Origin of the sequence: Vibrio tapetis subsp. tapetis (assembly GCF_900233005.1) — a bacterium.
Taxonomy (GTDB): Bacteria; Pseudomonadota; Gammaproteobacteria; order Enterobacterales; family Vibrionaceae; genus Vibrio; species Vibrio tapetis.
Genome location: NZ_LT960611.1, coordinates 645793 through 658446, shown reverse-complemented (window position 1 = coordinate 658446; position 12654 = coordinate 645793). Strand labels below are relative to the sequence as shown.

The 12654-nt window shown below is 40.2% G+C and carries 12 protein-coding genes; 5 read left to right on the top strand and 7 right to left on the bottom strand.

What is annotated here, in order from left to right:
• Positions 1-3: 3 nt before the first annotated feature.
• On the bottom strand, positions 4-1431 hold the full coding sequence (gene ccoN, locus VTAP4600_RS03045; protein ID WP_172443054.1) for a cytochrome-c oxidase, cbb3-type subunit I: 1428 nt from the start codon (positions 1429-1431) through the stop codon (positions 4-6).
• A 260-nt stretch (positions 1432-1691) separates the two neighbouring features.
• On the opposite strand from ccoN, the gene VTAP4600_RS03040 reads away from it, so the two are divergent.
• The 4 genes from VTAP4600_RS03040 (at position 1692) to VTAP4600_RS03025 (ending at position 5989) form a co-directional block, all read left to right on the top strand.
• Complete coding sequence (locus tag VTAP4600_RS03040; RefSeq protein ID WP_102521436.1) at positions 1692-2048, top strand: hypothetical protein; 357 nt, start codon at positions 1692-1694, stop codon at positions 2046-2048.
• A gap of 108 nt (positions 2049-2156) precedes the next feature.
• Complete coding sequence (locus VTAP4600_RS03035) at positions 2157-3344, top strand: FIST signal transduction protein (protein ID WP_102521435.1); 1188 nt, start codon at positions 2157-2159, stop codon at positions 3342-3344.
• 11 nt (positions 3345-3355) lie between these two features.
• Positions 3356-5434, top strand: coding sequence for a PAS domain-containing hybrid sensor histidine kinase/response regulator (locus VTAP4600_RS03030; RefSeq protein WP_102521434.1), 2079 nt, complete (start codon positions 3356-3358; stop codon positions 5432-5434).
• Positions 5435-5806: 372 nt separating this feature from the next.
• Positions 5807-5989: a YegP family protein gene (locus VTAP4600_RS03025; protein WP_102521433.1), complete on the top strand. Its 183-nt coding sequence runs from the start codon at positions 5807-5809 to the stop codon at positions 5987-5989.
• A gap of 85 nt (positions 5990-6074) precedes the next feature.
• Here the strand turns inward: VTAP4600_RS03025 and VTAP4600_RS03020 are convergent, their stop codons facing one another.
• The 6 genes from VTAP4600_RS03020 to VTAP4600_RS02990 all read right to left on the bottom strand — a co-directional run bounded on the left by VTAP4600_RS03020 (position 6075) and on the right by VTAP4600_RS02990 (position 11246).
• Positions 6075-7481: a zonular occludens toxin domain-containing protein gene (locus tag VTAP4600_RS03020; protein ID WP_102521432.1), complete on the bottom strand. Its 1407-nt coding sequence runs from the start codon at positions 7479-7481 to the stop codon at positions 6075-6077.
• Between the two features lie 7 nt (positions 7482-7488).
• On the bottom strand, positions 7489-7833 hold the full coding sequence (locus VTAP4600_RS03015; RefSeq protein WP_102521431.1) for a DUF2523 family protein: 345 nt from the start codon (positions 7831-7833) through the stop codon (positions 7489-7491).
• A 3-nt stretch (positions 7834-7836) separates the two neighbouring features.
• Positions 7837-9243, bottom strand: coding sequence for a hypothetical protein (locus tag VTAP4600_RS03010; RefSeq protein WP_102521430.1), 1407 nt, complete (start codon positions 9241-9243; stop codon positions 7837-7839).
• A gap of 133 nt (positions 9244-9376) precedes the next feature.
• Complete coding sequence (locus VTAP4600_RS03005) at positions 9377-9586, bottom strand: LPXTG cell wall anchor domain-containing protein (protein WP_415239672.1); 210 nt, start codon at positions 9584-9586, stop codon at positions 9377-9379.
• A gap of 243 nt (positions 9587-9829) precedes the next feature.
• On the bottom strand, positions 9830-10165 hold the full coding sequence (locus VTAP4600_RS02995) for a hypothetical protein (RefSeq protein WP_102521429.1): 336 nt from the start codon (positions 10163-10165) through the stop codon (positions 9830-9832).
• 1 nt (position 10166) lies between these two features.
• Positions 10167-11246: a replication initiation factor domain-containing protein gene (locus VTAP4600_RS02990; RefSeq protein WP_102521428.1), complete on the bottom strand. Its 1080-nt coding sequence runs from the start codon at positions 11244-11246 to the stop codon at positions 10167-10169.
• A gap of 369 nt (positions 11247-11615) precedes the next feature.
• On the opposite strand from VTAP4600_RS02990, the gene VTAP4600_RS02980 reads away from it, so the two are divergent.
• Positions 11616-11996: a hypothetical protein gene (locus VTAP4600_RS02980; protein WP_102521427.1), complete on the top strand. Its 381-nt coding sequence runs from the start codon at positions 11616-11618 to the stop codon at positions 11994-11996.
• The last annotated feature ends 658 nt before the right edge of the window (positions 11997-12654 follow it).

Below are 12654 nucleotides of genomic sequence, written 5' to 3'. Positions count from 1 at the left end.
TCCTTAAGCCGTATGAACAATAGCTTTTAGGCTATCTTTTGGTGCGCTAACGGTCTTATAAGTGTTATAAGCCAATAGGAACATGCCCGATAGGAAGATTAATCCACCTATGAAGCGTACGAAGTAGAACGGGTAAGATGCCTGTACTGATTCAACGAAGCTATAAGTCAACGTACCATCAGCATTTACTGCACGCCACATCAGACCTTGCATTACACCTGAAATCCACATTGCTACGATGTATAGAACGGTACCAATAGTTGCTAACCAAAAGTGAACATTGATCAGGCTAATAGAATACATACGCTCTTGACCGAATAAACGCGGTACAAGGTGGTAAACAGAACCAATAGATACCATTGCAACCCAACCTAACGCACCAGAGTGAACGTGACCGATAGTCCAGTCCGTATAGTGAGATAGGGCGTTAACAGTTTTGATTGCCATCATTGGGCCTTCAAAGGTAGACATACCGTAGAAAGACAATGAAACAACTAGGAAGCGCAAAATAGGATCATGGCGAAGCTTATGCCATGCACCTGATAGCGTCATAATACCGTTAATCATGCCACCCCAAGAAGGAGCGAATAGAACTAACGACATGACCATACCTAGTGACTGAGTCCAATCTGGTAATGCTGTGTAATGAAGGTGGTGAGGACCAGCCCAAATATACAGTGAAACCAAAGCCCAAAAGTGAACGATAGACAAACGGTAAGAGTAAACTGGTCGTTCAGCTTGTTTAGGTACAAAGTAGTACATCATTCCGAGGAAGCCAGCAGTCAGTAGGAAGCCTACTGCGTTGTGACCATACCACCACTGAACCATGGCATCGACCGCACCAGAGTAAATCGAATATGATTTACCTAATGAAACCGGAACAGCCAAACTGTTCACTATATGCAAGACGGCTACGGTGATGATGAAGGCACCAAAGAACCAGTTTGCTACATAGATGTGTGAAGTATTCCTCTTTATTAATGTTCCGAAGAACACTACCGCATACGCCACCCAAACGAGTGTGATAGCGATATCAATCGGCCATTCTAATTCTGCATACTCTTTACCAGACGTAAGTCCTAACGGTAAAGTGATTGCAGCGGATAAAATTATGGCTTGCCAACCCCAAAAGGTGAAGGCGACCAAAGGACCACCAAATAGACGTGTTTGACAAGTACGCTGCACAACATAATAAGATGTTGCAAACAGTGCACTGGTACCAAACGCAAAAATTACCGCATTAGTATGCAGAGGACGTAAGCGACTATACGTCAACCACGGCGTATCAAAGTTGAGCTGTGGCCAGACTAATTGAGCGGCGATTAAAACACCAACTGCCATCCCGACAATTCCCCAAAGTATGGTTACTAAGGTAAATTGACGTACTACGGTATAGTTGTAGTTGTGTTCCAGCTGCTTTTCTTGGCTCATTTGCATGCTTCCAATTTTTAATTAACTACACTTTTACTTTCAATTCGACATAATGTCGTAATGCTACCCAATCCAAACTAGGAATTTTCGATTTATCATAATGTTAATTCCGTTTACGATTTAAAAAATAAAGCGGCATTTTCGCTTAACACTATACTTGAATTAACATATCAATGACAGGGCGTTAACCTCACATACACTTGGGTTATTGCAACTTATTGCTAAAAGTTTGAAGCTTGTTACAAAGGAGAATAGATATAATGGCTGCAGAGAAGCTGACGAGAGCTAGGCTTGCTCAAATTATTGTCATGTTGTTGATTTTAGTCGCTGCTTTTACGTGGCGAACATTTCAGCACAAGGTGTACACATTGAGTAAATGCAGTGTAAATAAATGTGAGTTTGTGTTTGCTCAAAAAAATGTTTCCGTTATTGAAATAGAAAATGGCTATTTATTAAATGGCCACTTGAATGATGTTGATATTAAGCTCAATCCCACTGGCGAAGTGGTGAGTAATACAGGTGAGACGGTTAAAATTCACTCTAAAGATAAAAAAATAAACATATTATTAACAAGTCAAGAACACTCTGAAATAGTACGGGTTAATCTACAAAAATAACAATAATGGGTGCTATATATCTCAATTGAAATGGAATAGTTTTGACTTTTATCCTTCGGGTGTATAATTCGCAATGGAAGCGTGTAGATTATAAATAATAAGAACATAATGAAACTAGTATCGGCGTACTCACATAGTGTGTCAGTAGACAACGCTATTAAGGAAATGAGACGACAGATACCACAAGATATCCAGCCGTCTCTCATATTATGCTATTACACTGAGGAGTATTGCCCTCAAGAACTATCATCTGAATTAACCAAGCAGTTTGCTCATTCTGTCATCATGGGGGCGTCTTCATGTAAAGGCATTATGACAGACAAAGGATTTCATCTCGGCCCTGTTGTCGGGATTTTGGCGATCATAGATACCCCTTCAAGTGCTTACGCTAGCGCAATCACTTCGCTCGATGATTGCCCGGATGTTGGCTTAGCGACGCAAAGAGCGCTTAATGCGGCATTAGCTAAGTGCGGGCGAACCGGAGAGCAACCGGATTTGGTTGTTTTGCACACGAGCTCGGGCGCAGAAGAAATTGCCATTGATAAGATTAACGCTGAATTCGGTGGGTACGTCCCGTTACTTGGTGGAACTGCTGCTGATAACAAAATTACGGGCGACTGGAGTTTATTCAGCCATGAATTCGCGTACAAGTCTGCAGTATCTGTCACCGTTCTTTTTCCATCTCAACCCGTGACTGCGGGCTTTCAAGCTGGCTATTCAGCGACTGAGCACTTTGGCACTGTCACCAAAGTGAAAGGTAGGGAGCTTATTGAGATCGATCATAAGCCCTGTCTTGACGTTTATAAAAGCTGGATAGCACTGAGTGACAATGTCACACTTTATGATGACCAAACATTATTTGAACATACAAATTCATTTCCTTTTGGTCGCGTGAGCTATGGTGTTGACGAACAACCACTTTATAATTTGGCGCATCCTACTCAAATTGGGCCTCATGGTGGTATTGAGACTTTCACTTCGATTCAAGAAGGGGAAACAGTGCACCTCATGTCTGGGTCTAAACAACGACTAATATCACGTGCCGAGAGAGTGATTGAAACAGCAAAGCAGTCCCATTTAGTCAATTCATCTCCAATTGGTAGTATCAGTATTTTTTGTGCAGGTTCTATGCTTAATATTGAAAAGACGATGAATCAGGTCAGTCAGCAAATTCATAATGCTTTAGATAAAAAATCATACATATGTCCGTTTACCTTCGGAGAGCAAGGTGGCTTCAATGCGGGCGTTAATTCTCATGGAAATCTGATGATTTCTTCTGCGGTGTTTCATACATAAAAGAATGTCGGATGAATACGTTAGAAAAAGAACAACTTGAAGAATCCAATTTAGCATTGCAAAAAAGTAAAGCTAATGAACAACGTCTTATGAACGAAAATAGGGCAATTTTGGATGCGTTGTCATCGATGAGTGGTACTCATAGTAAACAACAAACATTTAACGTATTACTTCCAGTGTTAAAGCAATATATTAGCTTTGAAGATGCTGTTATTTTATCGAGATCTGAAGCTGAAGAACCTTTTAAAACATTGCTGTCAACCAACCAAGCTCTTGCATGTGAGTCGTGGGAATACGATGAAAAATTTGAGCGTGGAATAGATGGAGACTGCATTGTCTTATATAAACCAAGCGTATTAACCCAGTTTGAACATTTTAATTCAATCGTAAAAGATCAAATTGGTTCCGTCTTATTGACGGGGGTTAAAACTGAGGCGAATCAGTGTGTTATTTTATTTTTCGGCAAACGTAGGTCGCAGTTTGGTTTTGAGAGTAAAGCGGCTCTTATGCGATTTTTACCTCTTATAGAACGTGCACTGGTCGACATTACGTACAAAGAAAAACTTCAATCCATCGTTATGTCACGAACAGCGCAGTTAAAAAGGAGTAGGGAGCGTTTTCATGATTTTGCCAATAGTGTTGGTGATTGGTTATGGGAAACCGACGAGCAGTTGAATTTCACCTATATGTCAGAGGTGAATTCATTGAGCTTTGACCTCTCTAATAAGGATCTTTTAAGTCAGATAAACAATGTCGAATTGGCCAACGAAATAAGAGAGTCGCTTGATAATCGTAAGCCGTTCAAAAAACTAGAATGGTGCAATGACGAATTAACTGACGAATGGTTAAGCGTTAGTGGGGCACCTTACTACGATCAATATGGCAACTTTCTTGGTTACCGAGGTATTGTAAAGGACGTTACGCAACGACGACGAAGATTTCTAGAAGTGAAAAAAGCCCGACTCGAAGCAGAGAAAGCAAATCGAGCCAAATCTGAATTCTTAGCGATGATGAGCCACGAAATTAGAACGCCGCTAAATGCAATTTTAGGGCTGATTGACGTATTATTAGATTCGGCACCAAGAGATAAAGACCAGGACAGATTAGAATTAATGGCATCGTCAGCTGAGTTATTACTCGCGATCATTTCAGATGTACTTGATTTGTCTAAAGTTGAATCCTCAAGCTTTAAGCTTGAAAAACAAGTGGTTAATCTACGTGACACTGTAGCTAATAGTTTGACTCAATACCACCCATTGGCTGAGTCAAAGGGCTTAACATTCATTACGTCCCTTGACGAAAATCTACCAACCTATGTCAACACTGACCCAACTAGGCTATCTCAAATCTTATTTAACTTAGTGGGAAATGCCATCAAATTTACCTCTGTTGGGCATATTAAAGTAACAATCTCGCTCAGCGAAAATCGATATCTTAATTTAGAAGTAGAAGATACGGGTATCGGTATGGAGCAACATGCCATCGACAAATTGTTTAGCCCTTTTGTTCAAGCCGACAGTTCCATAACTCGGAAGTATGGAGGAACAGGCCTAGGTCTAACCATAACAAAGCATTTGGTTCATTCGTTTGATGGCTCTATATGCGTAACCAGTGATATTGATCAGGGAAGTCGTTTTGCCGTTTCTATCCCTGTGACCACGTCACATTTTAAAAGTGATAGCTTAAGAGAGACTACAACCAATAACGAAGAAGTAGTCATTAAACGTCAATCTTTAAACATACTCGTTGCGGAAGACAGCCCAGCAAATCAAATGGTCATCCGACTCCTGCTCAACAACCTAGGGCACAACGTTACGATTGCGAACAATGGTCTAGAAGCCATTAAGATAGCGAAGGAAAATGAACAAAGCCTCGACGTAGTCTTTATGGATATTTCAATGCCAGAAATGGATGGCATTACCGCAACGAAAGAGATCAGAGAGCGTAGCATCGCGTTACCAATCATTGCATTAACTGCTCACGCAATGCCTGATGATAAGGCGCAGTGTTTAAGCTCCGGTATGAATGACTTCATTACCAAACCGGTGAGAAGTAAAGATCTTCAAATCGCTCTTAGTCGTTTTCTATAAAGCCGTGCTATAAGCTAATAGTCAGGACTTAATCTTTGATTAAAGTAATGATTATTAGCTATTTTATGGTAAATATAGATTATGGTTAAATAGTATGACAACCAGGTAAAATTCAATAACAAGCAGGGGCTAGAGAGTACTTCTCATGTATACCTCGAAACTTTATTTAACATAAGATATATAATGCGCACTAAGAGCATTTGAACTTACGCCTAACAAGCGGCCTATCAATCAAATAGAAAAACCTCGAACAAATATGACAATATTTTCCATTCATATGCGATATGCACTTGATATTGTATGTAACAGAACCCATATAGTAAGCTGGAAGAGATTTGACTCTTTCATAACTTACCTTATACGGAGCTTAAAATGGGCAAATATGTAATCAAGAAATCAGATAAAAACACTTCACAACCATACTACTTTGTACTAAAAGCAGATAACAACCAAGTAATTGCGCAAAGCGAAATGTATAGCACTAAGCAAAACGCAGAGAATGGGATTCAATCTGTTAAAAACAATGCAAACTCAAATACAGTAGATGAAACTTAATCAAAATTTTTAATAATTAAAAAAGCCACTCAGGTGGCTTTTTTAAAACCAAAAATAACCTCTAAAAACCAATCAATTTTATACTTCAATTGTTGAGCTTTAAAATGTCTTTGGAAAATGATATTGGCTTAGCACCATTTGATGCGTATTGGGTTTCGGTTGGCTCATCCAATGGAGCGCAACCGACCAGATAAGAACGCTCGTCTTTAACCAGCTCAAGCAAGCATTCATCCAATACGTTAAACCCAATCTTTTTGCGTCTTAAGTAAGATTCATTAATATGATAGCTACCCGAATCGGTCTCGACTTTTAATGACAACCGCAACTTCACGTCATACGGTCTTTTTTCGGTCAGAAATATATACGTGTAACTGGTTAGGTAAACATTCTTTAAACCGTTGATTTGAAGTTCAGGGATTGGAGAGTTTAAGAGATGAAGGAAATTATCCCCATCGATATAAACCGAATCAGTATTCCCACCGCTATGTACAACAGAACCATTTTCATTACCTTGAGAAGCCAATGCCGTATTGTTCTGGTTGTTCTTATTGGTTTGTTCTCCCTTCTTAACCTCCTCCACTTTTTCCACTTCCTGCGATTCACCAAAAACCAAATTGGATAGACCATTAATTAACACCCCCAAACAAAACAAACCAATTAACATTACGATGATTAACTTAGGGTTCTTGAATATTAAGTTAACACCCCCAGATTTCGTCACCTTGCCTGTCCCTGTTGACTTATATAATAAGTGAGCATCAACAGGAATTTTTTCCTTTGTTAAATTAACATCGTTTTTCTTTGGTAATTCAATAGAGGCCGCCGATAACTTATGCTTATAAATATAAGGTCGCCTCTTAGACCAAAAAATTCCATCATTATTTTTATGAAAGAAAGCTTGCTCAGCACAGGCTTTAATTCCTGAATCTATTTGCTTCCAATCAGGTGATAACAGTTCAATATCCCAATTGTATTTACGATGCCTCATGAAGCCCTCGTTAAAGGACAATGGATAAATGATTTTACCGTCAGAATCGTATTCAGCACGCCCCCTATCATCCACCTCACAAGAGCGAAGGCTATCCATATTAACGGGGATGTGACGGCTATAAAAAAGCTCAGAGAAGTCAGGAGGAAGATTATCAACAAACTCAGAGAAAGGACGAGATTTAATTTTTCTTAAGTCAAAGCCAATATTTTTAGACATGATGTCTTGGCACTCATCAACAACGATAAGCGCCCCAAGAGGACACCAACAAAAGAAGTGTTGCCACAAGTCAATCCCATCCACATCCCTTGAAAATATCCTAATGAGTCGAGTTGTAGAGGGGAATTTTTCGCCTAAACGACTCTCGATTTCAGGAAGTGGCTCCATGCCCTCGATGTTCGTCACCACTACACGACCCGCACGTAAAGCAGGAAGAATAACAAACCAAACTACATAAGCGGTTTTGTAAGAGCCGTTAGCCCCCGTTCTGATACTGATAGCCATAAAGTCATTACCACCTTGATAAACGCATAACAAGAGCCGTTGATAAGCAATTCATATACAACGTGATTGCGTCTGGGACTTTGAACAAGAAAGCGTAATAACGAAGTTCGTCAGGTAAAGCATTGAACGAGGTTTCAATTAATCGATTGAAACCAATTTCATTAAGAAACACCTTGGCCGTATTGTAAGAAAGCTCGATAAAGAACAGAGCAAACGTCAACTTTCCTTTAATATACCAGTAGTGTAAATGTGCGAGTAAATCGTCAAACATATCTGGTATCGCCAATAAATAAGCTTCAACTGACTTAAACATATCTGACATAGAACCTAGTAAATCGTAAATAGAATCCATCACCTACCCCTTCATTATCACTTTTATTCCTGCCATAGCTGCAATAAACATAATGATAGCCGCAATATAATTTGCATTATCCACTAAGCCAACAAATACAGCAGAAGAAAAACTATGCGTTTCACCGTTAACGAATAAATCAAGCTTATGCTCTTTAAATCCACCATTCTTTAATTCAGCTTTAAAATCAAACTCAGATTTAAACTCTTTTATTTTATTAGAGTAATCCAACTCTAATTGCTCAATATCTGCCTTTACCTTGCTTCTCATTGTGTCGGTAATAAATGTATTGTCGTCTATCACAATGTTAGATTTTGGGATGTGACCACCCGCAACGGACAGTTCATCAATTAATTGTTGTGTTTTATTGGCTATATCATTATTTGATTCGTTAATGGCATCCAATTTTTTATTGGTGTTGTTCAGATTGTTGTTTACTTTGTTAACATTCTTTTTAATACCATCTGTATTTTTTCTAATAAATTTCAATAAGCCTTTTTGCTCTGTTCGTTCATAATTACTAATGTCATTCAATGAATCTTTCACAGACCTAAGCTTACTATCTATCGACTTCAATTGAGCATCATCACCCCCTTTTTGAAGTGCTTGCATCAAGGTAACAGTCTGGCGATTAACATCCGTTTTCGTCGATAAATCCGCTAAGCTTTGCGATACAGCCGTAGTGGAAGATTTCACATCACTAGCAATAGCATTCATTTTAGTGATCATGGTTTCGTTCGTATCTGAAACCATTTGGCCTGTCAGGTTCGTGACATCCGAAATAGCATTACTGGTCTTTACGCCAACATTGTTAATCAATGCTTGGAGGTTAGAAAGCTTTGTATTTAACTGACCTCGACGACCAAGTTCAGCCGCCATCATGTTCAATGTCTTATCGGCATAGTCATCGTAATCATTAACAGCCTGCCAGACATGAGAAGAAAGCAAACTATTACAATTATCACCGGTGCAATCAATTGTTGTCGGTGGTTTTGGATCAGGAGTTGGCAGAGGGTTTTCATCCCAACAAGACGTTGAACCAGGTTCAATGACACAGCCGTCAACATTGCCGCCATAGAACTCCCCAGACTCACCAAAAGGACAAGTTTCACCTGTCCAAGTAAAGTCTCGTATATTCAAATGACTGCTGACTTCAATTTGAACCGCACCCGTTGCTTTGAGCTTGCAAGCAACGTAACCCCGAGCGTAACAAGCGGATTTGACATCATCACCATAAACCAGTTTTGACCATGACAAACTGACTTCACTATTGATGTTTTTCTTAAACGAGCAGTATTGTTCACAAACGCCAGCATGGTTTTTCACTTCACCGCTAGGGCATTCATTGACCACCGCTGCATGAGATAAGGAGGTAAACAAGAAGGCCAAAATAATTAAAAATCGAGCCATGTTAAGCCCCCTATTTTAAGCAAAAAAAACGCACCATTACGATGCGTTGATACCTGTATAAATTCCATAGATGAACGCCATGGAAATGGACACACCAAGCAATATACTTAAAAGGCTTGATGTGTCCGCAGCGTTAAGCACTCTTCATTCCGCCAGTGATTGAACGCAACCCGAAGCCAAGCGCCGCCAAAGCAATCAAACCTACGACAACATAGCCGTAGTTCTCTTGACCTGTTGCAATAGCCGCTTTAAGAGCCGTTGTAATCGCTGAATCCTCAGCAGCCGCAGAGCCAGAAGCAAGTAAAGCAGTAAGAGTGATGATTTTAATTTTCATGTTTTTCATGGTGTTATCCTTTTCCTAACCCTTTCAAAATTCGCCCTAAAACATGACCAGATAAAAATGATAAAAGCATGTATCCAGACACGAGCGTGTAAATCTCAGGGTCAATGGTTAATTGATTAATTGGAGTAGTGACCATGTCGTTATATTCCGTAGTGGATATAGCGACCAACTGACACTCGTTTAAAGGCAAACTAGGGCTTACCTTTAAATAACTGTCCACTCCGAGGATTAGACAGGAGGCCATTAGATAGCCTTTTTCCCTTTGTCATGGAGATTGTCAAACAACGAAGTGATCACATCAAAATCAAGTGCAATATTCTTGTTTGGGTCTTCAGGACTAGGCTCCATTTTTACATCAGCAAGAATAGGGAATGCAGCCGACTCAATTTTTGCTAATAGCTCAGGCGTTTTATTAAATTGAAGTTTTGAAGCATCAAAACCACGACCGACCCCCTTTCCGTTGTTGTTGTCCCATGATTGAAAAGGGACGCCGATATGGAGCTCACCATAGTCATATTTTTTACCAGAGTCTTTACCTACGCCCTCAGCATAGAAAGCGCCTAGAATTACGTATTTCATATTAAGTTCCTATTATCTCGTCTATTACTTTTCGATAGGTATCAGGTAATGACAGCCCATCGTCATGAAAGTCTTTCGATATCAATACACCGAAAGTTTTTTCTAAATCACCGCCAAAATGTTTAGCAATATCGTGCAACGTTCGCCCCACTTGACGACGAGCCCAGCGAACACGCCCGTGAATGTCGAGTGCAGCTTGTTTCTTTTTTGTGACCACCTTTACTGGCATTGAATCGACTATGGATGCTGAATATGCACACAAGCCAGCAAATACGCCGGATATGTCGAGCAATACATCAATAGGCGTGTCTTTCAATTCCACCTCACTACGAAACCAAAACATATCTAGGCCGAGTTGCGCAGCCTTGTTATAAATTCGCCAGTAAATCCGCGAGGAACGCTGACCAACCTCAAAAGATTCATTGAGCACCTTACCCCCCGACTCAGCAAAATATCGTTCACCTGCACTAGGCCCTCGACCTTGAGGGTGTGTTCGAAAGGCATCATCTGCATAGGCTTTTTTAGCGTACTCACGCCCAAACAAACCGTGAAAATCATCTACCGCTAAATCAATACGAGAAAGGCGTGAACAATCCAAAAGCTGTAACCACCAATGCAAGCGAAAAGCAGAGGTGTGCTGAAAAAGATGCTGACACCCTAGCCCCTCAATTTGGAAATAACAGGTTCCACGGTTACCACCCAAGGCAATAAAACCAACGTGTTTATTAGAGTGTTTTGACATCAGATGACAAGAATCTTCATACCCATACAAGCCTTTACCGCGCCAAGAAGACATTCGAAGACCAAGAACATGAAGACAAAAGGCTTCAAGTCTATCCATCATGGCTACGTTCCATTTTTGTTTATAACGCTCGACAAGTTTTTCTTTTTGTTCTGGAGTTTTAGCCATTCGATAATCAGCTTTTGGAAGTGATGCCCAGATAGGAGACGTTAAATCTGATTTGTGAGCATGCCTAAGTGCTGCGTAAGGGATAGACCACGACAAGTAATCAACAAAAACGAAAGGTGTCGCTTCTGTATCAATTTCAAGCTCATCTGGAGTAAAAACCAATTTTTTCATATCCTATCAATCTCAATTCACATATTGCATGCGCACATACTAAGCCTATTTTGCATGTAAAGTAAATACGCATGCGCGCATAAATAAATCCAATATGCATTAAACTGTAGGTAAAGTCACAAAAAGAGAATGATATGAAACGAGGCGATACAACCGTACGAGTAAATGAGACAAGAAAACTAAAACTTCAAAGAGGTGCCATAAAGGTAGGAAGCGAAACTGGTCAGCTACTAAAAATATCTGACATAGTAAATCACTTAATCGACCATTACAGCGATGAAGCAATACAAGATCTAATACACAAAAAAAGAGATTAGTAGATCTTGCGAAGTGGCATTGGAAAGAGCTCGAATAAATAGGAATATTGGCATGAAAGGAACAGGGTTAGGGCTTTCATCTGTAATTTTAGCTGTATGCGGTATCTTTGTACCTATGGGCTTTTTATTGTCAGGCATATCAGGGGCATTAGCATTATCTAGCTATAAATACAGAGACTCTTATGCAGTTGCAGCGCTAATTCTTAACATAGCGAATCTTACAGTGTTATCACCAGTAACCCTCATCACGGTATTAAGCAGTCGCCCTGAGCTCTTACAAGGTAGCATTGATAAAGAAATAAGGCTCATATATGGCATTATATTTACCATTCAAATCATCGGGTTACGCTTGCACTCTAAAAGAAAAGTAGAGCGGGAGATTATAAATAAATCTGATGAATCGAAAAAAGAAAGAATCGAGCCTAAATTATAACCCTTGAGTTTACAGTAAAAATTAATGACGGAGATAGACTCGCTAGCGCTCAAACACTGGCGCGCTACGCTTGCGAATACACGGTGCGGGTTGATGGTTCCGTGGGATTAACCCCCGTAATACTAGACGGGGGTTCTGACCTCGCATCGCTCGTTATCGTCGTTGCTCAGTCTTCGCCCTCCTCTTCCTCGCCATGCTTTCAGGCTATAAAGCAAAGCAGCTTTGCAGAAAGGAGGCTATTTTTCTTTGAACGGGTATATTATCGAAATAACATACCCGCTTTTGTGCTGTTAGGGACGGACGGCCAGAGGCACACCATGAAAGATAGTCATATATGCAGTAGCGCTAAGTATCGAGATGATGAGAGTCTCTTAATGCGCATTGTACGATTTATATTAAAAGAGCCTGACGGCTGCCGTCAGTGCTTCGCAATGGTACTGACGGCCACGCTTTAAACATAAATCAGTGTATATAATGCGCACTAAGGTATGGTAGTTGTCTGAATTGATTGAGGAATTTTGGATGGTTCGTGCGTTATTCCACTTCACGGAGAAACATTTGCGAAGCAAAGTTATCACCGTTCAGCGGTATGATTTGAACGGCGTGAGTGTTGTCACCAGTGACGGCCAATAAAAAAGCCCCTGACGAATACCATCAT

Bases quoted from the DNA above. Each gene is read 5' to 3' on its own strand.
- ccoN (WP_172443054.1), bottom strand. From the start codon at position 1,431: ATGAGCCAAGAAAAGCAGCTGGAACACAACTACAACTATACCGTAGTA.
- VTAP4600_RS03040 (WP_102521436.1), top strand. From the start codon at position 1,692: ATGGCTGCAGAGAAGCTGACGAGAGCTAGGCTTGCTCAAATTATTGTC.
- VTAP4600_RS03035 (WP_102521435.1), top strand. From the start codon at position 2,157: ATGAAACTAGTATCGGCGTACTCACATAGTGTGTCAGTAGACAACGCT.
- VTAP4600_RS03030 (WP_102521434.1), top strand. From the start codon at position 3,356: ATGAATACGTTAGAAAAAGAACAACTTGAAGAATCCAATTTAGCATTG.
- VTAP4600_RS03025 (WP_102521433.1), top strand. From the start codon at position 5,807: ATGGGCAAATATGTAATCAAGAAATCAGATAAAAACACTTCACAACCA.
- VTAP4600_RS03020 (WP_102521432.1), bottom strand. From the start codon at position 7,481: ATGGCTATCAGTATCAGAACGGGGGCTAACGGCTCTTACAAAACCGCT.
- VTAP4600_RS03015 (WP_102521431.1), bottom strand. From the start codon at position 7,833: ATGGATTCTATTTACGATTTACTAGGTTCTATGTCAGATATGTTTAAG.
- VTAP4600_RS03010 (WP_102521430.1), bottom strand. From the start codon at position 9,243: ATGGCTCGATTTTTAATTATTTTGGCCTTCTTGTTTACCTCCTTATCT.
- VTAP4600_RS03005 (WP_415239672.1), bottom strand. From the start codon at position 9,586: ATGAAAAACATGAAAATTAAAATCATCACTCTTACTGCTTTACTTGCT.
- VTAP4600_RS02995 (WP_102521429.1), bottom strand. From the start codon at position 10,165: ATGAAATACGTAATTCTAGGCGCTTTCTATGCTGAGGGCGTAGGTAAA.
- VTAP4600_RS02990 (WP_102521428.1), bottom strand. From the start codon at position 11,246: ATGAAAAAATTGGTTTTTACTCCAGATGAGCTTGAAATTGATACAGAA.
- VTAP4600_RS02980 (WP_102521427.1), top strand. From the start codon at position 11,616: ATGAAAGGAACAGGGTTAGGGCTTTCATCTGTAATTTTAGCTGTATGC.